The 21228-nt window shown below is 70.9% G+C and carries 25 protein-coding genes; 17 read left to right on the top strand and 8 right to left on the bottom strand.

Going from position 1 to position 21228, the window contains the following annotated elements; translation table 11 throughout:
- Positions 1-99: 99 nt before the first annotated feature.
- The 3 genes from EDF19_RS11710 (at position 100) to EDF19_RS11700 (ending at position 3454) form a co-directional block, all read left to right on the top strand.
- Positions 100-1464, top strand: a complete 1365-nt coding sequence (locus EDF19_RS11710; protein ID WP_123681067.1) for an extracellular solute-binding protein — start codon at positions 100-102, stop codon at positions 1462-1464.
- A 102-nt stretch (positions 1465-1566) separates the two neighbouring features.
- Positions 1567-2538, top strand: coding sequence for a carbohydrate ABC transporter permease (locus EDF19_RS11705; protein ID WP_123681066.1), 972 nt, complete (start codon positions 1567-1569; stop codon positions 2536-2538).
- Positions 2531-3454 (top strand): carbohydrate ABC transporter permease, encoded by a 924-nt coding sequence (locus EDF19_RS11700; protein ID WP_260217126.1) that lies wholly within the window; start codon positions 2531-2533, stop codon positions 3452-3454. Before EDF19_RS11705 ends, EDF19_RS11700 begins: the two co-directional genes overlap by 8 nt.
- 108 nt (positions 3455-3562) lie before the next feature.
- On the opposite strand, the gene EDF19_RS11695 is transcribed toward EDF19_RS11700, so the two are convergent.
- On the bottom strand, positions 3563-4402 hold the full coding sequence (locus EDF19_RS11695; protein WP_123681065.1) for a siderophore-interacting protein: 840 nt from the start codon (positions 4400-4402) through the stop codon (positions 3563-3565).
- Positions 4403-4430: 28 nt separating this feature from the next.
- Here EDF19_RS11695 and EDF19_RS11690 point away from each other — a divergent pair, with 28 nt between their 5' ends.
- The 4 genes from EDF19_RS11690 to EDF19_RS11675 are packed head-to-tail and all read left to right on the top strand — an operon-like array spanning position 4431 to position 8492.
- The gene (locus tag EDF19_RS11690) at positions 4431-5510 is read left to right on the top strand and encodes a FecCD family ABC transporter permease (RefSeq protein ID WP_395860068.1); all 1080 of its coding nucleotides are present in this window, start codon (positions 4431-4433) and stop codon (positions 5508-5510) included.
- A gap of 8 nt (positions 5511-5518) precedes the next feature.
- A complete protein-coding gene (locus EDF19_RS11685) occupies positions 5519-6610 on the top strand; it encodes an iron ABC transporter permease (RefSeq protein WP_260217124.1) in 1092 nt (363 codons plus the stop codon).
- Positions 6607-7464: an ABC transporter ATP-binding protein gene (locus tag EDF19_RS11680; RefSeq protein WP_123681064.1), complete on the top strand. Its 858-nt coding sequence runs from the start codon at positions 6607-6609 to the stop codon at positions 7462-7464. Before EDF19_RS11685 ends, EDF19_RS11680 begins: the two co-directional genes overlap by 4 nt.
- An 11-nt stretch (positions 7465-7475) precedes the next feature.
- Positions 7476-8492, top strand: a complete 1017-nt coding sequence (locus tag EDF19_RS11675) for an ABC transporter substrate-binding protein (protein WP_148071085.1) — start codon at positions 7476-7478, stop codon at positions 8490-8492.
- Between the two features lie 82 nt (positions 8493-8574).
- On the opposite strand, the gene EDF19_RS11670 is transcribed toward EDF19_RS11675, so the two are convergent.
- Positions 8575-8856 carry a hypothetical protein gene (locus EDF19_RS11670; protein WP_185022805.1) on the bottom strand — a complete coding sequence of 94 codons (282 nt, stop codon included), beginning with the start codon at positions 8854-8856 and terminating at the stop codon, positions 8575-8577.
- 181 nt (positions 8857-9037) lie between these two features.
- On the opposite strand from EDF19_RS11670, the gene EDF19_RS11665 reads away from it, so the two are divergent.
- The gene (locus EDF19_RS11665) at positions 9038-9472 is read left to right on the top strand and encodes a hypothetical protein (RefSeq protein WP_123681062.1); all 435 of its coding nucleotides are present in this window, start codon (positions 9038-9040) and stop codon (positions 9470-9472) included.
- Positions 9473-9560: 88 nt separating this feature from the next.
- Here the strand turns inward: EDF19_RS11665 and EDF19_RS11660 are convergent, their stop codons facing one another.
- A complete protein-coding gene (locus EDF19_RS11660) occupies positions 9561-9755 on the bottom strand; it encodes a hypothetical protein (protein ID WP_221180657.1) in 195 nt (64 codons plus the stop codon).
- 96 nt (positions 9756-9851) lie between these two features.
- On the opposite strand from EDF19_RS11660, the gene EDF19_RS19150 reads away from it, so the two are divergent.
- A complete protein-coding gene (locus EDF19_RS19150; protein WP_185022804.1) occupies positions 9852-10088 on the top strand; it encodes a hypothetical protein in 237 nt (78 codons plus the stop codon).
- 135 nt (positions 10089-10223) lie between these two features.
- On the opposite strand, the gene EDF19_RS11650 is transcribed toward EDF19_RS19150, so the two are convergent.
- A complete protein-coding gene (locus EDF19_RS11650) occupies positions 10224-10721 on the bottom strand; it encodes a MarR family winged helix-turn-helix transcriptional regulator (protein WP_123681281.1) in 498 nt (165 codons plus the stop codon).
- Positions 10722-10813: 92 nt separating this feature from the next.
- Between EDF19_RS11650 and EDF19_RS11645 the strand changes: the two genes are divergently transcribed.
- Positions 10814-11782, top strand: a complete 969-nt coding sequence (locus tag EDF19_RS11645) for an NADP-dependent oxidoreductase (RefSeq protein ID WP_123681060.1) — start codon at positions 10814-10816, stop codon at positions 11780-11782.
- A gap of 65 nt (positions 11783-11847) precedes the next feature.
- Here the strand turns inward: EDF19_RS11645 and EDF19_RS11640 are convergent, their stop codons facing one another.
- Entirely contained in the window at positions 11848-12417 is a 570-nt protein-coding gene (locus tag EDF19_RS11640) for a manganese efflux pump MntP family protein (protein ID WP_123681059.1), read from the bottom strand.
- A gap of 194 nt (positions 12418-12611) precedes the next feature.
- Entirely contained in the window at positions 12612-13061 is a 450-nt protein-coding gene (locus EDF19_RS11635; protein WP_123681058.1) for a DinB family protein, read from the bottom strand.
- Between the two features lie 63 nt (positions 13062-13124).
- Here EDF19_RS11635 and EDF19_RS11630 point away from each other — a divergent pair, with 63 nt between their 5' ends.
- Complete coding sequence (locus EDF19_RS11630) at positions 13125-13565, top strand: hypothetical protein (RefSeq protein WP_123681057.1); 441 nt, start codon at positions 13125-13127, stop codon at positions 13563-13565.
- Between the two features lie 61 nt (positions 13566-13626).
- Here EDF19_RS11630 and EDF19_RS11625 read toward each other — a convergent pair whose 3' ends face one another.
- Positions 13627-14535: a phosphotransferase family protein gene (locus tag EDF19_RS11625; RefSeq protein ID WP_123681056.1), complete on the bottom strand. Its 909-nt coding sequence runs from the start codon at positions 14533-14535 to the stop codon at positions 13627-13629.
- Between the two features lie 75 nt (positions 14536-14610).
- Between EDF19_RS11625 and EDF19_RS11620 the strand changes: the two genes are divergently transcribed.
- From EDF19_RS11620 to EDF19_RS11595, 6 genes are all read left to right on the top strand, one after another.
- A complete protein-coding gene (locus tag EDF19_RS11620; RefSeq protein ID WP_185022803.1) occupies positions 14611-15435 on the top strand; it encodes a helix-turn-helix transcriptional regulator in 825 nt (274 codons plus the stop codon).
- A 68-nt stretch (positions 15436-15503) separates the two neighbouring features.
- Positions 15504-16298 carry an SDR family NAD(P)-dependent oxidoreductase gene (locus EDF19_RS11615; RefSeq protein ID WP_123681054.1) on the top strand — a complete coding sequence of 265 codons (795 nt, stop codon included), beginning with the start codon at positions 15504-15506 and terminating at the stop codon, positions 16296-16298.
- Between the two features lie 45 nt (positions 16299-16343).
- Positions 16344-17171, top strand: a complete 828-nt coding sequence (locus tag EDF19_RS11610) for an alpha/beta hydrolase (protein WP_123681053.1) — start codon at positions 16344-16346, stop codon at positions 17169-17171.
- Between the two features lie 19 nt (positions 17172-17190).
- The gene (locus tag EDF19_RS11605; RefSeq protein ID WP_311317109.1) at positions 17191-18636 is read left to right on the top strand and encodes a DHA2 family efflux MFS transporter permease subunit; all 1446 of its coding nucleotides are present in this window, start codon (positions 17191-17193) and stop codon (positions 18634-18636) included.
- A gap of 37 nt (positions 18637-18673) precedes the next feature.
- Complete coding sequence (locus EDF19_RS11600) at positions 18674-19114, top strand: NUDIX hydrolase (RefSeq protein WP_123681052.1); 441 nt, start codon at positions 18674-18676, stop codon at positions 19112-19114.
- Between the two features lie 2 nt (positions 19115-19116).
- Entirely contained in the window at positions 19117-19872 is a 756-nt protein-coding gene (locus tag EDF19_RS11595; RefSeq protein WP_123681051.1) for a dienelactone hydrolase family protein, read from the top strand.
- Positions 19873-19875: 3 nt separating this feature from the next.
- Here the strand turns inward: EDF19_RS11595 and EDF19_RS11590 are convergent, their stop codons facing one another.
- Positions 19876-21072, bottom strand: coding sequence for an MFS transporter (locus EDF19_RS11590; protein WP_185022802.1), 1197 nt, complete (start codon positions 21070-21072; stop codon positions 19876-19878).
- Positions 21073-21228 lie beyond the last annotated feature (156 nt).

Genomic DNA, 21228 nt, shown 5'->3' with positions numbered 1-21228 from the left:
GTCGCGGAAGGGGTGGCGCGCGGCGCGTCGCAGCGCTAATGTGAGCGCTCACGGAGCACCGACCCTGCTCCGCTCGGCCCGTCCCGATGGAGTGATGCCATGCCGATCCGACCAACCACGCCCGCGTCGCGACTCTCGCGCCGCGGATTCCTCGCCGCAGGGGGAACCGCAGCCGCAGCTGCTGCGGTCCTGCCGCTCGCCGGGTGCTCGAGCCCGATCGCCGCCGGCCTGGCCGGCAGCGCACTCAACCCGGAGACGCTCGTCTTCTGGAACCTCTTCGGTGGCGGTGACGGCGCCCGCATGCAGGCGATGGAAGCCGGCTACGCGAAGCAGCACGGCGGCTCCAGCTCCCTGCAGGCCACCACCTTCGCGTGGGGCAACCCGTACTACTCGAAGCTGACACTGGCCACCGTCGGGAACAAGCCACCGGACGTCGCGGTGGCGCACCTGACCCGTGCGAAGCCGCTCTGGGACGGTGACCTGCTCGACCCGATCACCTCCGACGACCTGGCCAGTGTCGGACTCAGCGCCGCCGACTTCAACCAGAAGGCCTGGGCAGCGCAGAAGACCGACGGGAACAACATCGCGATCCCGCTCGACACCCACCCCTTCGTGCTCTTCTACAACGTTGACATCTGCAAGAAGGCGGGCCTGCTCGACAGCGACGGCAACCTCAAGGACCTGTCCGGCATGGACACGTTCGAGAGCGCCCTGGCCGCGGTCTCGAAGGTCACCGGCGGGAACGCCCTCAACGTCGCGAACGTCGTCCCCGAGACGGCGACCCCGTGGCGCTTCTTCTGGACGCTCTACAACCAGCAGAAGGACGCGACCCCGTTCATCAGCGACGGCGGCGCGAAGCTCACCGTGAACGAGGACGCGTACAACGAGGTCACCAGCCGCACCCAGAAGTGGGTCAAGCAGGGCTGGCTGAACAAGGCGCTCGACTACGCGACGGCCGAGTCGCTGATGTTCGACGGCAAGGTCGGCTTCTTCATGCAGGGCGAGTGGGAGATCAGCACGGCCCAGTCGATCAAGGGCCTGAAGTTCGGCATGGCGCCGATCCCGCAGCTCTACGACAAGCCGGCGACCCAGGCCGACTCGCACACGTTCGTGCTCCCCCGCAAGGACCGGACGCCCGAGCAGCGCAAGCAGCACATGCTGTTCATCAAGCAGATGCTCGAGCAGAGCATGACATGGGCCGAGGGTGGCCACGTCCCCGCGTACATCCCGACGTTCGACAGCACCGCGTACAAGAAGCTCACCCCGCAGTCGAACTACGCCGCAGCGGCCGAGACGGCGGTCTTCGACGACGCCGCTTGGTACGGCGGTTCCGGATCGACGTTCGAGAACACCGTCGGGGCGCAGCTCGCCCTCGTGCAGCAGGGCAGCTCGTCCCCCGCCCAGGCCCTCAGCGCGATCAAGAGCCAGCTCGCGACCTACCTCAACACCCCGAGCCCGCTGTGACCGGGCACGCGAACACCCGGCACCCGAACGCCGGGCACGCGAACACCCGGCACCCGAACGCCGGGCACACAGACGTGAACACCGCGCGAAAGGCACGATGACGTGACCACAGCACCTGTCCTCGACCGGCCCACGGACGCGACCACCGCGCCACGTCCGCGCCGGGCCCGCACCTACCGGACCAGCCTCACCCGTGGCCAGGGCCGCAGTGGGTGGCTGTTCCTCGCCCCCTTCGGCCTGTTCTACGTGGCCTTCCTGCTCGGCCCGACGATCTGGATGATCGTCTCGAGCTTCTTCAACACCTCGACGGTCCGCACGGGGCTCGGCAGCTTCGCCGGGTTCGCGAACTACGCGGAGATGCTCGGACGCTCGGACTTCTGGTCCTCGCTCTGGCACACCCTGCAGTTCACGCTGTACACGACGCCGCCGCTCGTCATCCTGGCGTTCGTCTTCGCCGTCCTGACGAACCGGATGAACCGCGGCCAGTGGTTCTTCCGTCTGGCGTTCTTCCTGCCGTTCATCCTGCCGTCGGCGACGATCTCGCTGATCTGGGTGTTCATCTTCACGCCGGCCACCGGCCTGTGGGCGAGCATGCAGTCGGCCATCGGGATCACTCCTGGTTCCGGCATGCTGTCGAGCCCGAACACCGCGATGATCGGTGTCGCGATCGCCACCGTCTGGTGGACCCTCGGCTTCAACTTCGTGCTCTACCTGGCCGGCCTGCAGGAGATCCCGCGCGAACTGTACGAAGCGGCTGCCGTCGACGGCGCGTCGAACTGGCAGCAGATCAAGTCAATCACGCTGCCGCTGCTCGGTCGCACGACGACCCTGGTCATCCTGTTGCAGATCATCGCGAGCCTGAAGATCTTCGACCAGGTGTACCTGATGACGAACGGCGGGCCGGGCATCTCGACCCAGGTCTCGCTGCAGCTCATCACGGGCGTCGGCTTCACCGACAACCGCCTCGGCGCGGCGTCGGCCGCGTCGGTGCTCCTGTTCATCGTGATCGTCGCGATCGCGGTCATCCGGCAGCTCGTCGAGCGCGCTGCCGCCAAGCGAGAGATCGGTGCCTGACGTGACCGCCACCGAGAACATCACCACCGCCCGGCCCAAGCTCCGCAATGGTGTCTCCGCCGCGGCGCCCGCGAACGCCGCGAAGATCGGCGTCTCCGGCAAGGGCTTCACGATCGTGTCCGGCATCGTCCTGACGGTGTTCGCGATCATCTGGCTCATCCCGAGCCTGTTCGCCCTGAAGACGTCGCTGTCCGACAACGGCGTCGCCGCACTCGGTGCGAACAAGATCCTGTCCGACTGGAACCCGACGCTGCACTCGTACGCGTCGCTGTTCGGGGCGGGCGACATCTGGAACTGGTACCTGGCAAGCGCGATCACGAGCGTCGTCACCGCGGTGCTCACCGTGCTGTTCGCGTCGATGGCGGCGTTCGCGCTGTCCCGGCTCGTGTTCCGCGGTCGGAACATCGCGTTCCTGCTCATCATCCTCGGGATCATGATCCCGACCCAGGTGCTGATCATCCCGATCTTCCAGGAGCTCAACGCCGTGGGCCTCCTGAACACCTACTGGTCGGTGATCTTCCCGCAGGTGCCCGCCGTGATCGCGGTGTTCATCTTCAAGCAGTTCTTCGACGGCATCCCGCGGGAGCTCGAGGAGGCCGCGCGCATCGACGGCGCAGGGCTCTGGAAGGTCTACTGGTCGGTCATCCTGCCGCTGTCGCGTCCGGTGATCGCAGCGGTGACGATCCTGACCTTCGTCGGGGTCTGGAACAACCTGCTGCTGCCGCTGTTCGTGCTGTCGAACCCGGACCTCATGACGATCCCGGTCGGGCTCGCCACGGTCCAGGGCAGCTTCGGTCAGCGCTACGCCGACATCCAGGCGGGTGCGATCCTGGCGGCGCTGCCGCTGATCATCCTCTACCTGATCTTCCAGCGGCAGATCGTGGAGGGCGTGACGGGTTCCGGCCTCAAGGGCTGACGCCACCACAGGACGGACGGGAGGCCCGGTGCCAGCTGGCACCGGGCCTCCCGTCCGTCTGTCGGTCGCGACCACCTGCACCAGGTGGGTCGACGGGGCCGGGTCGCGTCAGGCGGAGACGGATTCCTTCGCCTCGTGCTTCCAGAAGCCGGAGAACGTGATGCGCGACTTCGGCAGGCCGGCGCGGTGCAGGTGCCGGCGGCCCTCGGTCGCGAGTGTCGACTCGCCGACCACGAAGGCGTACCCGCGGTCGTCGGCGGGCACGTGCCGCTGCAGTTCGGCGAGTGCGGCGCGGCCGGGCACCGCGTGCGGGTCGACCTCGTCGCGGACGATCCAGGTGACCGTCACGCCGACCGGAGCGTCGAGATCGCGGACGTCGCCGGTGGTGGGGACCTCCTGGATGATGCGGCCGACGGTGTCGCGGGGCAGGGACGCGGCGATGCCGACGACACCGGGCAGCCCGGTCTCCTCTGCGGCGATGACGACCTCGCTCGTGCCGTCCGGGCAGTCGAAGATGCAGCCCTGGTCGAGCATCGCGAGCTCGTCGCCGGGGCGGGCGGCGCAGGCCCAGATCGCGGCGCGGCCCTCGGGCTCGCCGTCGTCGTCGGTGTGCACGACGAAGTCGATGTCGAGCTCGGCGGTCCCGTCGTCGAGGCGGCGGTAGTCGGCGACGGTGTAGTTGGCGCAGTGCGGGCGGACATCCTCGGGGATGGCGAGGAACGTCGGCCACCACTTCTTGCCGTCGAGGTCCGGCATCCGGAAGGCGTCCTGGTCCGGGCGCTGCACGAAAAGGCGGAACCAGTGGTCGAAGCCGAGGAACGGGAACGCGCCGAGGTCGTCCCCGGTGACGGTCACGCGCTGCATCGACGGGGTCGTGCGCTCGGTCCGGAGGACGTGGGCACGGAAGAGCCGGGGGTTCTCGGGCAGGAGCCGCGGGGTCTTCGCCATGAGGGAAGGCTAACCTAAGATGATCTCCGTGCCAGCCCCCACCCCCGCCCTGGCTTCCCCTCCGGATGCCCACGCCGTCGCCCCACCGGCCGCCCTCGGTGTGCACCGATCGGCCGTGCGCAAGCGCCTCGCGGTGATCGGCGGCCTCGTCGTGGTCCTCGCCCTGGTCGCCGTCGCGAGCATGCTCCTCGGCAGCAACCGGATCGGTGTCGACCAGGTGCTCGCCGGGCTCACCCGGACCGGGACGAGCACGGAGGAAGCGATCGTCTGGGGCTCCCGCATCCCGCGCACGCTCATCGGTGCGTCGGTCGGCGCGGCCCTCGGGATCGCCGGACTCCTCATGCAGGGGCACACCCGCAACCCACTCGCCGACCCCGGGCTCTTCGGCGTCTCGTCCGGCGCCGGGCTGGCCGTCGTCATCGGGGTCTACGTCTTCGGGGTCTCGAGCACCGGCGCGACCGTCTGGTTCGCCCTCGGTGGCGCCCTGGTGGCGAGCGTCGTCGTGTTCTCGGTGACGATCGCCGGCAGCGGGACGGCGAGCCCGGTGCCGCTCGCACTGGCCGGCGCCGCGGTGTCGGCGCTCCTCGGCGCCCTGACCTCGTTCGTGGTGCTGACCGACCAGGACTCCCTCGACGCCTACCGGCTGTGGGTCGTCGGCTCCCTCGCCGCACGACAGCTCGACATCCTCGGCGCGGTGTGGCCGTTCCTCGTCGCGGGTCTCGTGCTCGCGGTGCTCAACGTCCGGGCCCTGGACGCGCTCGGGCTCGGGTCGGACCTGGCGAAGGGGCTCGGCGAGAACGTGCTCGTCGCACGGCTCGTCGGCCTCGGCGGGATCACGCTGCTGGCTGCCGGGGCGACCGCCGCCGCGGGGCCGATCGGCTTCGTCGGCCTCACCGTGCCGCACGTCGCCCGCGCGCTCGTCGGCACCGGACACCGCTGGACCCTGCCGGTGTCCGCGCTCGTCGGTGCCGCACTCGTGCTGCTCGCCGACGTCGTCGGTCGCCTGATCGGCGGGTTCTCCGAGGTCGAGGTCGGCATCGTCCTCGCCGTGATCGGCGGCCCGGTGTTCATCGCCGTCGCGCGTCGCCGATCGCTGGTGTCCCTGTGAGCGGGGCGATGAGCGCGACCGCCGCACCCACCGCCGCGACCACGGCCCCGCGCCGGGCCGGCGTCCGCATCGGGCCGGTCGGGCTCGCCTGGCGCCCCCGGGTCTTCTGGCTCTCGGTCGCCTCGGTCGTCGCGGTCCTGGTGCTCGTCGTGCTCGGCGTCGCGATCGGCTCGACGTGGATCACCCCCGGCACCGTCGTCCGCTCGCTCCTCGGGCTCGAGAGCGGCCCGGACGCCTTCATCGTGACGTCGCTCCGACTCCCCCGGGTCCTCACCGGTGCCCTCGTCGGCCTGACCCTCGGCGTCGCAGGAGCGCTGACGCAGACCTTCACGCGCAACCCGCTCGGTACCCCCGACATCATCGGGGTGACCTCCGGCGCGAGCGTCGGCGCGGTCGCGGCGATCGTGCTCGGCGGTGGCACGTACTCGGTGTCGTCGATCGTGCTCGGCGGCGGGATCCCGGTCGCGGCCACGATCGGTGCGCTCGTCGCCGCCGTCGCCGTGTACGGCCTCGGCTGGCGCGGCGGCGTGCAGAGCTACCGACTCGTGCTCGTCGGCATCGGCGTGAGCGCGACGCTCGACGCCGTCACCAGCTACCTGCTCGTCCGCGCGAAGATCACCGCGGCGGCCGCTGCCTCACAGTGGCTCGTCGGCAGCCTGTCGAGCACCTCGTGGTCGAGCGTCTGGCCGCTGCTGATCGTCGCCGCCGTCGCGGTCCCGATCTCCCTGGCGACGAGCGCGGCCCTCGGGATCGGCCAGCTCGGCGACGAGGTCGCGACGGGCGTCGGCCTCGCGGTCCAGCGCCACCGGCTGCTCGTGATCGCGTTGGCGGTGGTGCTCACGGCCGCGGCCGTCGCCGCGGCCGGACCGGTCGGCTTCGTCGCGTTCGTGGTACCGCAGATCGGGCTCCGGCTGGCCGGGACGAACCGGCCGCCGCTGCTCCTCGCCGGCATGCTCGGCGCCGTGCTGGTCCTCGCCGCCGACCTGCTGTCCCGCGCAGCGTTCCCCTGGCAGGTGCCCGTCGGCATCATCACCACCGTGATCGGTGCCCCGTACCTGATCTGGCTCCTCATCCGTCACCGCAAGGAGATGTCCCGATGACGACACGCGACACCCCCGTCCTCGAAGCCCGCGGCCTGTCCGTCGGCTACGACCGCCACCCCGTGCTGACCGACCTGGACCTGCGCATCGAACGCGGGACGGTCACGACGTTCCTCGGCGCGAACGGCTGCGGCAAGTCGACGCTGCTCAAGGCGTTCGGACGGGTCCTCAAGCCGCAGTCGGGCGAGGTCCACCTGGACGGCGTGCCGATCCGCAAGGAGCCGAACCGCCAGGTCGCCCGGAAGCTCGCGATCCTGCCGCAGTCCCCCGTCGCACCCGCCGGCACGAGTGTGCTCGACCTGGTGATGCGCGGCCGGAACCCGCACCAGTCGTGGGCGAAGCCGTGGACCGCCGAGGACGCCGTGTTCGCCGAGCAGGCGATCGCCGCGACCGGGCTGACCGAGGTCGCCCACCGCGACGTCGCGAGCCTGTCCGGCGGGCAGCGTCAGCGCGCCTGGATCGCCCTCGTGGTCGCGCAGCAGGCCGAGACGCTCCTGCTCGACGAGCCCACCACGTACCTCGACCTCGCGCACCAGCTCGAGGTCCTCCGCCTGGTCCGTCGCCTCAACCGCGAGCAGGGGTCGACGGTCGTGATGGTGCTGCACGACCTGTCGCTCGCCGCCCGCTACTCCGACCGGCTCGTCGTGCTCCACGACGGCGGGGTCGCCGCCGACGGCACCCCGGCCGAGGTCCTCACGCCGGCGCTCCTCGAGCGGGCCTTCGGGTTGCACGCCCGGGTGCTGCCGGACCCGGTCACCGGTGCGCCGATGATCGTCCCCGAGGCCGACGAGCACGATCCGGTCGCGCAGCAGGATCCGGTCTCCGAACTGGCGACGACGGGCAGCTTAGGTTAGCCTCTCCTAACGTGAAGCTTCCCCGTCGCGGCTCCTTGCGTGCCGTCCTCCTGACCTCCGTGGCCGTCTCGGCCCTCCTCCTCGCCGGCTGCTCCAGCAACAGCAGCTCGAACGACGCCGACGGTGACACCGGCTCGGCGTCGAAGGCCTGGTCCTACGAAGACGCGACCGGCACGACCGTCAAGGTCGACCACACGCCAAAGCGCGTCGTCGTCCTGAACGACCTCGCCATCTCGTTCATCGAGTACGGGCTCAAGCCGGTCGGCACGTTCGGCCAGCTCACGATGGCGAAGGACGCCCGGTTCGACGACCTCGACACCGACGGCATCACCCAGCTCGGCACCGGCTACGGGGACATCGACCTGGAGCAGCTCGCCGCGCTCAAGCCCGACCTCGTCGTGACCTCGGTCTACCCGACTGACGAGAAGGGCACGCTCGACGACACCCAGCCCGGCTACGGCTTCAAGGACATGGAGCAGCAGAAGCAGATCCAGGCCATCGCGCCGGTCGCCCAGATCATGTGGGGCGGCAAGGGTGAGGACGTCATCGAGAAGATCGCCGACCTCACCGAGTCCCTCGGGGCGAAGGAGTCCACGATCGAGGCCGCCGAGAAGCGCTTCGACACCGCGGGCGACGAGCTCGAGAAGGTCGCGAAGGACAAGGACCTCTCGGTCGTCTCGATGTACGCCGACGGCGACGGCGCGTACGTCACGCGCCCGACCGACGAGCCGCTGCTGCAGATGTACTCGTCCTTCGGCGTCGACTTCGTGAACCCGAAGCCGAAGGGCTTCTACTGGGGCATCTACTCGTGGGAGAACGCCGGCCAGATCAGCGGCGACGTGATCCTGCTGTCGCAGCAGGGCTACCAGCTCGCCGACCTCGAGAAGCAGCCGACCTTCGCCGACAACGCGGCCCTCGAAGCCGGTCAGGTCCACAGCTGGACCTTCCCGGCGCTCGACTACGCGTCGCAGGCCGACTACATGACCCAGCTCGCGGGCTGGCTCGAGGACAGCAAGAAGCTGTCCTAGGACGCAACCCACAGGGCGGACAGGAGGCGCGGTGCCAGCTGGCACCGCGCCTCCCGTCGTTCCCGCGTCTCGTCCCGGGCCGTCACCCGGCTGGCAGAGCCGCGTTCACCGCCGTCTGGGCCTCGCGCCAGACCGACGCGCGGGCTCCCGCGTAGGTGCCGCCCTGGCCGTTCGAGTAGTACCGCAGGTTGTGCTTCGCGCCGTCGGTGTTGCCCTGCCAGTACGCGGTCACCGCACGGGAGCTGCCGCCGATCAACCAGACCTGGTCGGCTGAGTCGGCCGTGCCGGTCTTGCCGAACAGCGTCGTGCCGTCGGGCGTCTGCCCACCGCTCGCCCACGAAGCCGAGCACGGCTCCCCCTGCACGTCTGATCGTCATCGTTCCCGTTCCCCCCGGTGCATCCGCCTTGGTGCGGTCCGAGGAGCGTCCCAGCACTGTTCGGGCGAACCCCGGGACTTCGCCGCGGAGCACCGTCGTGTCCCCTGGGAAAGTGCCGGTCGCCGAACAGCGGTGGACGACTGCCGGTCGAGGGCGCAGACTCGGCCTGTGGGGACGACTCGGGGGTGGCGGCGCTGGCCGGGTCCGATCGCGCTCGCCTGCCTCGTCGCGGTGGTGCTGTCCGGCTGCGCGCCGCAGGTGATCGGCGACGAGTACGACGCCCCTGGCCCGGGTGTGCGCAGCGACGGCTCGATCGACACCCGGCCCGCGGTGGGGTGGGTCGAGCCGGGAGCACGCTTCTTCGTGACCACCTACGGGTCATCGAGCTGCCCGACCGCCCCGACCGCCGTGACCACCACCGACGACGGCCGCGGGCTCGACGTCGCGCTGCGGCGGACCGGGGGGAACGCGTGCACCGCGGACCTCGGGCCCGCGAGCTACGCACTCGACCTGCCGGAGGGCTTCCGACCGCGGCAGGCGGTCGTCGTCTCGCTGCACTTCGCGGACGACGACCGGGTGGTCCGGCGCACCCTGCGCCGGTGAGGCGAGCGCGGCTCTGCCACGTGCCAGCAGACGGACGGGAGGCGCGGTGCCAGCTGGCACCGCGCCTCCTGTCCGTCTGTCGGTCCGGTCACTCCTTGTTGAGCTTGTCCTGCACCGCCCCTGCGGTCTTCTCGACGGTGTTCGGCAGCTCCGTCGTCCCGGAGAAGCGGGAGTCCGGGTGGGTGGGCGGGGCCATCGGGACCGACGACGTGGGGCCGTCGTGGTACGAGTACTCGCCCTTGCCGTCGAACGACGGACCGCTCGCCCATGGGCGGATGCCCACCAAGCGACACCGGGCGGTTCGGCGTCGGTCCGGTGTGGCGGCGCAACCGCGGTACGATCCGGTACCCGATCACTCCCGCACGGAAGCGAGACCCCCATGGCAGCAGCGAACGCACGCGTCCTGCACGTGATGTGCACCGTCTTCCTGGTGGTGGCCTTCCTGTCCGTCGGCGTCGGCGCGTGGTCCATCGCGAACGACTCGGGCGAGGGCGGCGTGAACATCGGCGCCGGGATCCTGCTGTACTTCGGGTACCTGCTCGGTGCGATCGGGCTCGCGCTCGGTGTGGCTGCGCTCGTCACCGGCGCGGTGTCGCGGCGGCGTTCGCTGGCCTGAGCTGCGCTGCGCTGCGGCGCCCGGTCGTTGTCGGTGTCGCTGTCGTTGTCGCCGTCGCTGTCGCTGTCGTTGTCGCCGTGGCTGTCGCTGTGGCTGTCGCCGTCGCCGTCGCCGTTGCTGTCGCTGTCGCTGTGCTCAGCGCTCGGCGCGGCTCCGTCTCGCCGAGCGCGGCGGGGCTGCCCGGAGGTGGTCGCTGACCCGTCCGAGGATCCGTGCCAGGTCGTCGACGTCCTGATCCGACAGCGGAGCGAACAGCAGACCCCGCACCGCCTCGATGTGCCCGGGGAACACCGCGGCGAGGACGTCCCGTCCGGCGTCGGTGATCGCCACCACGGTGCTGCGCTCGTCGTCCGGTGAGGGCGACCGCGTGACGAGTCCGCGCTGGTCGAGCAGCTGCGCCTGGTACGTCAGGCCGCTGCGACTGTAGACGACCCCGTCGGCCAGGTCGGTCATGCGCTGCGAGCCGTCCGGCGCGTCGCCGAGGCGGGCCAGCAGCTGGAACTGCACGTAGCTCAGCGAGCCCGCGTCACGGAGCTGCCGCTCGACGGCGGGACGAAGGAGGCTGCCGACCTCGGTGAACGCGAAGTAGGCGCCGAGCTGCGTCGGTGTCAGGGCTTGGGGAGCGTCGGTCACGTGTCCCATCCTACCTGTTGCTTCGAGTTCGAAGCAGTGGTACGTTCCTGGCATCTGCTTCGAACTCGAAGCAACCGACGAAGGGCACGATCATGAAGGCAGTCCAGTTCCACGAGGTCGGCGGACCCGAGGTCCTCCGGTACGGCGATGTCGAGCAGCAGGCCCCGGCCGCCGGGCAGGTCCGACTGCGCGTCGCGGCATCCGCGTTCAACGCGGCGGACAACGGCATGCGTGCCGGGTTCCTGCCGATCCCCGTCGAGCTGCCCCACGTGCCGGGCTACGACGTCTCCGGCACCGTCGATGCGCTGGGCGATGGGGTCGGCGGCGTGGTCGACGGCGGGCCCGGCAACGGGCTCGCTGGCGGACTCGCGGTCGGGGACGCCGTGGTCGGCTTCCTGCCGATGGAGCGCGATGGTGGCGCGGCCGAGTACGTGGTCGTCCCCGCCGAGGCCGTCGTCGCGGCACCGCACTCGATCCCCCTGGCCGACGCCGCCGCACTGCCCTCGGTGTCGTTGACCGCGTGGCAGGCCCTGTTCGACGACGGCGGACTGCAGGCAGGTCAGCGCGTGCTGATCGTCGGCGCCGGCGGCGTGGTCGGCAAGTACGCGGTCCAGCTCGCCGTCCGCGCCGGGGTGCACGTCATCGCGACCGCCAGCCCGCGCAGCATCGACGCCGTCCGCGCAGCCGGCGCCGACCAGGTGATCGACCACACCCGGACGGACCTGCTCGACGCCCTCGACGGACAGGTCGACGTCCTGCTGAACCTCGCGCCGATCGAGCCGGAGCAGTTCGCGGCGTACGTCGACGCAGTCCGGGACGGCGGTGTGGTGGTCAGCACCACCGCGTTCATGGCCACCCCCGACGACGCCTCACGCGGGGTGCGCGCCGCGACCGTCTTCGTGCAGCCGAACCGGGAGCGCCTCGCGCAGCTCGTGGCGCTCGTCGACGCGGGCGAGCTCACGGTCGAGGTGACGCGCCGGATCCCGCTCGAGGAACTCACCGCGCTCCACGCCGAGGCGAGCGAGGGCCGGATCTCGGGGAAGGTCGTCGTCCTGCCCTGATGCGGCCGGGCTGCCGGGCGGCCGGGCCGCCGGGCCGCCGGGCCGCCGGATCGCCGGACCGCCGGTCAGCCGATGACGCCGGTGTGCTCGAGCACGATGTTCACACCGATCAGGACGAGGATCACACCGCCGGCGATCTCCGCCGGCTTGCCGAACCGGGCGCCGACACGACGACCGACGAGCACGCCGACGAAGGTCAGCACGGTGGTCGTCACGCCGATGAGCAGGACCGCCCAGCCGATCGACACCGGCAGGAACGCCAGGGTGACCCCCACGGCGAGCGCGTCGATGCTGGTGGCGAGGGAGAGCACGAGCAGCTCACGGACCCGCAGCCGGTCGGTGTCCTCCTCGTGGTCCTCGCCGCCGCGGAGCGCTTCCCAGAGCATCTTGCCGCCGACCAGCGCCAGCAGTCCGAACGCCACCCAGTGGTCCACGTCGGCGATGTACTGCGCGAACGTGGTGCCGAGCAGCCAGCCGATCAGGGGCATGCCCGCCTGGAACGCACCGAACGCGATCGCGATGACGAGCGCGTGGCGCACGTTGAACCGCTTCATGTGCAGGCCCTTGCCGAGGGCGACGGCGAAGGCATCGGCGGAGACGCCGAGCGCGATGAGGAACAGGGCCCAGAACGACATGGGAGAGCGCACTTTCGAGACGAACGAGTGGAGACACCGGCGTCTCGGGACCCGTCGATCCTTCCACGCTGATCGGCCGTCTCCGAACGGAAAAGGCCTGATCAGCGGGATTCGTCGTGCCGAATCCGGGCGTTCGAGCGGGCGTGCCCGACGTGTCGGCGTCCCGCCCCGCGATCTCGCTGCTCGCGGTGCGCTCAGCGCGCCGCGTAGAGGTCGCGGAGGATCGCCGCCTCGGCCGCGTGGTGGATCAGTTCGTCGACGACGTGCAGCACGAACGACCGCCGGGTCGCATCCCCGTACGGGCCAGCGACCGCACCCATCGGGTCGGCAGCGGCATCGCCCAGCGCACGCGCGGCACCGAGGAACGCGGCGATCGCGTCGTCGAGTGCGGCGAGCGCCGAGGCCGACGAGGCAGCCGGGCCCGGAGCTCCGGTCGGCGCGGGGTCGAGCCCCAACCACTCTCGGTTCCGGTCGTCCGCCACCGTCTCCACGATGTGGTCGAGTCGCCACCGGATCGTGACGTCCGGGTCGCCGGGGATCGGCTGCCAGGCCCACTCGTCGTCGTCGAGTCCGACCATCCGGTCGGTGAGACGACCGGCGGCGTACTCCGCGAGTTCGATCACGTCCTGCTGTGCGGTGTCCATGGCTCATCATCCCCTCCGACGGCGAAGGACGCGCCTCGCGACCGGCCGTGCGAGACTCGGCACGTGCTCACCGACGCGGACCTCCACGCCGCCCTGCGTACGGCGGCGACCCGCTGGCGTCGCTCCGACCCGGCGCGCGAGGACGCATCGGACTACCGCATCGCGGACCTCCGTGCCACGCCCGGCGCAGCGGACGTGCTCCTCGCGCAGCGCGACGACGCCACTGCCCGGTTGTCCATCGGACTGCCGGCGTCCGGAGCACCGCAGTACTGGCTGTACGCCGAACCCGAGGACGCGGCCGACTGGGTCGGCCAGCTCCTCGTCTGGATCGACGAAGAGGTCTTCACGGGCGGGCTCGGGCCGGCGTGCACGCGGGAACTCCGGGGCGACGAGAGCTACGTGATCGTCACGAACTACGGGTGGCAGCTCACCGACGGTGCTGAGCACGCGCGGTTGACCGCCGCGGCGGGGCCGCTCGGCTGGCACGGCGCCGGCACGCTCTGATCACAGGGTCTTCCGCAGCAGCAGACGCTCCGTGCGGATCACGGGGAGAGCATGACCGCCCCTACTGGGACCGACGGATCCGGTCGATGCCCGTCCGGCAGCGCGCGAGGTACTCGCCGTACAGATCGGGCCGCCGCTCGAGTGCCCACCGGGTGACGTCGAGCAGGTGCAGCACCGTCATCGACACCAGCGTCCGGTGATCGGCGTCCGAGTCCAGCCCCGCGCTGACCATGAACTCGTCGTGCTCCTGGCGACTGATCGACTCGTCGATGAACGCCCACTCGACGACCCTCCGCGCATCGGTCCACGGCGTCGGTCCGGTCTCGGCAGCACCCCAGTCGATGAGGACCGGTGGCGCGAGTGGTCCGCGGGAGATGAGGTTGCGTGGTGCGAGGTCGCCGTGCGCGAGGCCGAGGTCGAACCGCTCCGACTCGAGTCGCCCGATCAGGTCGCGCATCTCGTCGGCGGACACGTAGGCGCCGTCGCGGTGGAGCCGGTCGTCGCCGTCGAGGGCTGCGAGGTCGTAGTGGAGGTGTGCCGACCACGCGTGCTCGAGGTCCGCGCCGAACCGTGAGTACAACGACGGCGGCGCGTCCCGGAGCGGGATCCGACCGACGGCGCGGGCGTAGGCACCGAGCCACGTCCAGGGCCGGGCGATCCCCCGCGGGTCCGGCTCGACGTACTCCGACACCGTGAACGGGACGCCTTCTTCGACGCCGTGCAGCAGGGGTGTCGCGGTGGGGATGCCGATGCGAGCCGCCTCCCGCGCCGCCCACGCCTCGACCGGGTACTCGTCCTCACGGCGCGGATCAGCCGGGAACCGGAGGACGACGGCGCCGCCCTCGGGCCGATCGGCCCGGAAGGTGTGGTTGACCGCCCCTCCCGGCAGCTGTTCCAGGTGCTCGGCCGTCGCGCCCACCGAGCGCAGCACGGCGCTGATCCACGGCTGCCCGATGACGTCCTCCGACACCCGCCCATCATGGCGGCCCCTCCGCCCTCGGTCGAGCGGGTTCCGGTCGGGGGTGCTCCCTCGCTAGCATGCGGCATGGCCACGCAGAGCCCACTCGGTGCGTACCTCCGCGCACGTCGGAGTGTGACCTCGCCTGCGGACGTCGGGATCACGGTCGGCGGGCAGGTGAGGCGCGTCGTCGGCTTGCGCCGCGAAGAGGTCGCGATCCTGGCCGGCATCAGCACCGAGTACTACCTGCGGCTGGAGCAGGGGCGGGAGACGAGGCCGTCGGACCAGGTCGTCGACGCGTTGGCGAGGGCCCTGCTCCTCGCTGACGACGCCCGCGAGTACCTCCACGAACTCGCGCGTCCGACCTCGACCTCGACCTCGGCCGGGAGCCAGCTCGACGACGTCGACCAGGGAGTGCAGTGGCTCATCGACTCGTGGCCGCGGACCGCCGCCGTCGTGCACAACCGGTACCTCGACGTCCTCGCGACCAACGCGCTCGCCGAGGCACTGAACCCGAGCTACCGGGTGGGCGTGAACAACCTGATCTCGCTGCTCACCGACCGTGACGAACGCGCACTCCACGAAGGGTGGGAGGGACTCTGCGAACGGACCACCGCACTCCTCCGCTCGATGTTCGGGCAGCGGCTCACGGACCCACGGCTCTCGGGCCTGGTGTCGGAGCTCTCCGCGCGCAACCCGCACTTCCGTGACGCCTGGCAGCGCAACGACGTGTCGACGTCGTCCACCGGCGTGCACGTCCTGCGCCATCCGCGGGTCGGTCGCCTCGTCCTGCACTACGCGCGGCTGCCGCTGCCGGGTGCGGACGGTCAGAGCATCTGGCTCTACCAGGCCGAGCCCGGCACACCGAGCGACACCGCGCTCCAGCGCCTCACACCGTCGGGCCCCGTGTAGGGAACCGCCGCCGAGCCTGGTAGGAGCGGGGACAGGCTCGGCAGCCTCGACCGCCCTACCGTCGCGACATGGACCTCCACCTCACCGACAAGGTCGCCGTCGTCACCGGGGCGAGCAAGGGCATCGGACTCGCCATCACCGAAGCGCTCGTCGCCGAAGGAGCACGGGTCGTCGCCGGCGCACGCAGCATCACCGACGAACTCGTCGCGCTGTCCGACTCGGGCCAGGTGCTCGCCGTGCCCGTCGACCTCTCCACGCCGGACGGACCGGCCGAACTCGTCGCACGCGCCGAGCACTTCGGCGGGCTGGACGTCCTCGTGAACAACGTCGGAGCAGTCACACCGCGCACGGACGGCTTCCTCGCGGTCGGCGACGACGAGTGGCTGCGGACGCTGAACCTCAGCCTGATGGCAACGGTGCGGACGACGCGGGCCGCGATCCCGCTGCTGCTCGAGCGCGGCCGGGGCAACGTCGTCACGATCGCGTCCGTCAACGCGTTCCTGCCGGACCCCGGGGTCATCGACTACTCCGCGACGAAGGCCGCCGTCTGGAACCTCTCGAAGTCGCTGTCCAAGGAGTACGGCCCGCAGGGCATCCGGTTCAACACCATCAGTCCCGGGCCCGTGTCGACGCCGCTCTGGCTCGGCGACGGCGGTGTCGCGGCGACCGTCGCTGCCGCGATGGGCATCTCCCCGGAGGTGGCCCGCGAACGGATCATCGCCGAGGGCGGCGGATTCTCGACCGGCCGGTTCACCGAGCCGGCGGAGGTCGCGGACCTCGTGCTCCTGCTCGCGAGCGATCGTGCCGGCAACGTGACCGGGGCCGACTTCCTCATCGACGGCGGATTGACCAAAGACCTGTGACCGCTCGGCGGACGTCGCCGGGCACCACAACCCGAAGGAGACACCATGTCGAAGACTCCGGTCGTGTTCATCCACGGCCTCTGGATCCACTCGTCTGCCTGGCAGCCGTGGATCGACCTGTTCGCCGAGCACGGGTACGACGCGATCGCTCCGGGGTGGCCCGGCGACGGGGACTCGGTCGCCGCCACGCGTGACGATCCCAGTGGGCTCGACGACGTCGGGATCGAACAGATCTGCCGTCACTACACGGACATCATCGACTCGCTCGAGACGAAACCGATCGTGGTCGGGCACTCCTTCGGCGGGCTCATCGCCCAGGAGCTCCTCGCCAACGGCTACGCCGTCGCGGGGGTCGCGATCGACCCGGCACCGATCAAGGGGGTGAAGATCCTGCCGTTCTCCCAGCTCCGGTCGGGCTTCCCCGCACTCGGCAACCCCAAGAACAAGCACCGGACCGTCTCCCTCACCGCCAAGGAGTTCCGGTACTCGTTCGGCAACGCGATCCCCGCCGAGGAGTCCGACGCGCTGCACGAAGCCTGGACGATCCCGGGCCCGGGCCGTCCGCTGTTCGAGGACGCGTCGGCGAACTTCACCCGCAATTCGCCTGCCGCCGTCGACACGCACGCCGCCGAGCGCGGACCGTTGCTCCTGGTGTCGGGGACCGAGGACCACACGGTGCCCCAGTCGGTGACCTCCGCCGTGTTCCGGCTCTACCAGGACAACCCCTCGGCGGTCACCGAGTACCGCGAGTTCGAGGGTCGCGGCCACTCCCTCACCATCGACAGCGGGTGGCGCACGGTCGCGGACTCCGCGCTCGAGTGGCTCGCGTCGCAGCGCCTCGCGGGTGCCGACGACCAGGTCACCGCCCAGTAGCCGCTCTGGCCTGCTGACCGTGCCCAGCCGGAGGACCACCCTCGCCGTCGCGATCCTCGCCTCGTTCGTGTCGTTCCTCGACGGGTCGATCGTGAACGTCGCGCTCCCGGCGATCTCCGGTGACCTCGGCGGACAGGTGCGGACCCAGCAGTGGGTGCTCGACGCGTACCTCCTCGCGCTCGGTGCCCTGATCCTCCTGACCGGCTCGCTCGCGGACACGGTCGGAAGGCTCCGGGTCCTCCGCATCGGGCTGGTGCTGTTCGGAGCCGCCTCGGTGGCCTGCGCGCTCGCACCGACCGCCGGGCTCCTCATCGGGGCACGGGCGGCGCAGGGCGTCGGAGCAGCACTCCTCGTCCCCAGCTCGCTGGCGCTCATCACCGCGACCTTCCCGAGCGAGACCCGCGGACGGGCCATCGGGACCTGGACGGCGTGGACGAGTACGGCGTTCGTCGTCGGGCCGCTGCTCGGGGGCGCGCTCGTCGACCTCGTCGGTTGGCGGTCGGTGTTCGCCATCAACGTGGTTCCCATCGTCGTCACCCTCGCGATGCTCGGCCGATCGCACGACCCGCTACGGACGACCGCCCGCGGCAGGATCGACGTGCTCGGCGCCGTCCTCGTCGCGCTGGGCCTCGCCGCCTCGGCGTTCGGTCTCATCGAACAGCAGGAGTCCGGCTGGGCGAGCGCCGTCGTGCTCGTGCCGTTGGCGGTGGGGGTCGTCGCACTCGCCGCGTTCCTCGCATGGGAGCGCCGTGCGGCGCAGCCGCTGCTCCCCCTCGGCCTCTTCCGGATCCGCGACTTCCGCAACGGGAACCTGGCGACCGCTGCGATCTACGGCGGAGTGTCGCTCGGGCTCCTGGTCGTGGTGCTCTTCCTGCAGGAGGTCGCTGGCTACCCGGCCACGCTCGCGGGGCTGGCGACGTTGCCCATCGCACTGACGTCGTTGCTCCTCTCCCGGTCGGTCGGGGCACTCGCCGGTCGGCTCGGTCCGCGGCTGTTCGTCGCCACCGGGTGCGGGATCTCCGCCGTCGGGTTCCTGCTGATGCTCGCGGCCGAGCCACCCGTGCACTTCATGTGGCAGCTCCTGCCGGGGCTGCTCGTCTACGGACTCGGCCTCACGATCACCGTCGCTCCCCTGACGACCGCGGTGCTCGCGTCCGTGCCGGCCGACCGTGCCGGGGTCGCCTCCGCCGTGAACAACGCGGTGGCCCGCATCGCCGGACTCGTCGTGATCGCGTTGCTCAGCACGATCGTCGGCTCGACGGTGGACACGGTCGGGTTCCACCGTGCCGTCGTGGTGACCGCGGCGTTGTTCGCGTGCGGCGCCGTGGTCGCCGGGTTCGGCCTCGGTCCCGCGCGGGCTGGTACCGCGTCGATCCCCGCCGACGCCGCGGCGAACTGCAACGACCGTCCCGCACCGGCCGGGCTCCACGCCGGATCGGTGACCGCTCCCGAAGTGGCCCGCTGACGACGCCCGATCGTCGACGGCCTGGCAGGGTGAGGGGATGCCGACCATCAGGAACATCGCCGTGGGTCTGCCCGTCAAGGACGGACACGTCCTGTTGTCCGAGTCCTTCGACGCCGTCCGCGGCCTGGCCTTCTTCCGTGCCGTCGGTGGCGGGATCGAGTTCGGCGAGCGAGCTGACCAGGCGCTCCGCCGCGAGTTCCGTGAAGAGCTCGACGTCGAGCTCACCGAGGCCGAGCTGCTGGGCGTCGTCGAGAACCTCTTCGAGTTCGAGGGACGCCCCGGCCACGAGTACGTCCACGTCTTCGCCGTCCGGTCGGACGACCTCGATGCCGTCCCGCTCGACGCGGAACTCGTCGTGTTGGACGAAGGCAGCGCGGTGCGGTGGATCCCGCTCGACACCACGGCCGCGGTGTTCCCCGAAGGCGTGCTCACGATGCTCGACCGGGACCGACTCGACCACCGCCCCAGAGAGGCCTGACCGTGCACTTCACCGCTGAACAGCACCTCGACGGGGGCATCACCGAGCGCCGGTTCACACTCGGTGACGTCCCCGGCATCCTGTGGACGCCACCGACCGCCACCCCGTCGCAGCCGGTGCCGCTGATCCTGCTGGGCCAACCCGGCAGCATCGGGATGCAACGGATGCTCCCGCGTCTCGTGGCGCGAGCCCGCAGCGCCGCCCGGCAGGGATTCGCCTCGGTCGCCATCGAGCTCCCCGGAGCAGGCGAGCGGCCCGCGCTCCCCGGAGCGGAGCAGGCTCGAGCGGAACTCAGGCATGCGATCGCCGCCGGTCAGCCGCCCGGGGCCGACGTCGTCGATCGACTGGTCCTGCCGCTCGTCGATCGAGCGGTGCCGGAGTGGCAGGCGACACTCGACGAGGTGCTCGACCTTCCCGAGATCGGTGGGCCGGTCGGGTTCTCGGGCGGGGTCATCGCGATCGGCGTCCGTCTGGCCGCGATCGAACCACGCATCGCGGCGGCCGCACTCTTCGCGGGCAGCTTCGTGCCACGCACGACCATGGACGAGGCCCGCCGGGTCACGATCCCGCTGCACGTGCTCCTCCAGTGGGACGACGAAGGGAACGACCGAGCGATGGCGCTCGATCTCTTCGACGCCTTCGCCTCGACGGAGAAGACCCTGTCCGCCAACACCGGGGGTCACACAGGCGTGCCGCAGTTCGCGGGCGACGAAGCCGACCGCTTCTTCACCAGGCACCTCGGTGCCGCTGCGGGATGAGCGCTAGCCCTCGTCGGGCGCCGCGACGCGCACCCTCGGGGGCAGCCCCACGAGCGCCGTGCGCCAGCTCCAGGCAGCACCGGCGAAGACGACGGCCGTCAGGACCCAGAGCAACCAGGGCACGTCGGTGTCCAGGAACGCCAGGCTCAAGGGGAACAGCGCCATGCCGACGGAGCTCGCGGTCTGGAACACGCCGATCGCCCGTCCACGGACGCGCGGGTGCGGAGCTTCGGCCATGACGGCGTTCGCCGCGGGCAGGGAGATCATGTCCGCCACGGCGAGCACGATCCCGACGAGGACCACGAAGCACCACGCAGCGGCACCGGCCAGCGGTGGCAGGAAGACCAGCGGCACCGCGATCGCGCCGGTGAGCAGTGCGCCCGTCGCGATCAGTGTCCCGCGGTCGAGGCCAGCGACCCATCGCGTGACCGACGTCTGGAACACCGCGGAGAGCGCCGTCGCGACCGCGAACTGGACCGGGGCCACCGCGGGCGGCATGTGCCACTGCTGGACGAACAGGACGCTCAGCGCGACGTTCGGCAGCACCATCGCTGGACCGATCAAGAACTGCCCGAGGGTGATCAGCCGCATCGAGCGGTCCGCGAGGAACTCGCGCAGCGTCCCCGACGTCTCGTGCGGGTCCGACGAACGAGGTGGGTGCTCGTCCCTCGTCCCGGTGGGCTGCGTCGCGAAGACGACGGCCGCCGCGACACTGGTGACGACGTTCGCGACGATCAGCCACCGGAGTCCGTCCTGTCCGTGTGCCAGCGTGACGGCTGCCACGACAGCACCGGTGCCGAGGGCTGCCGCCTTGATCGCCTCGAGGAACGCGAACCACCGCTCGAACGGACGGCCGTCGGCGAGGTCGTGGACGTACGCCGTCCACGAGGTCCAGTAGAGCCGTTCGGACGCGTTGGCGAGGAAGATCGCCGCGAAGACCACGACCGGGTCGTGCGCGATCAGGTAGAGCGCGAACCCCGCCGCGGACATGAGGTTGTTGAGGATCATCGACGCCTTCGCGCCGAAGCGGTCGGTCAGCACTCCGCCGAGCAGTCCGATCGGCAGGGCGGCGAGGCTCGCGACCGTCGACAGCAGTCCGATGACGGCGAGTGGCACGTCGGTCGTGAGCGTGAAGTACACGATCGTCAACGGGAGCGTGAGTCCCGCACCGATCGTGTCGACGAGGACGGCGAAGGTCACGAATCGATGCTCGGAGAGCGTCGACAGCGACGCCCGGAGACGGGCAGGAGAGAAGAACACAGGAGATCCCAGGAGTCAGCGCGGAGCGGTGTGCCCGTCCGCGGGCGTGCAGAAGGCCACGAGACGGACGCTCGTGACGAGGGGGCAAGCGCTCGG

It is taken from the genome of Curtobacterium sp. PhB115 (genome assembly GCF_003752025.1).
GTDB lineage: Bacteria > Actinomycetota > Actinomycetes > Actinomycetales > Microbacteriaceae > Curtobacterium.
This window is presented reverse-complemented; position numbering and strand designations above follow the sequence as displayed.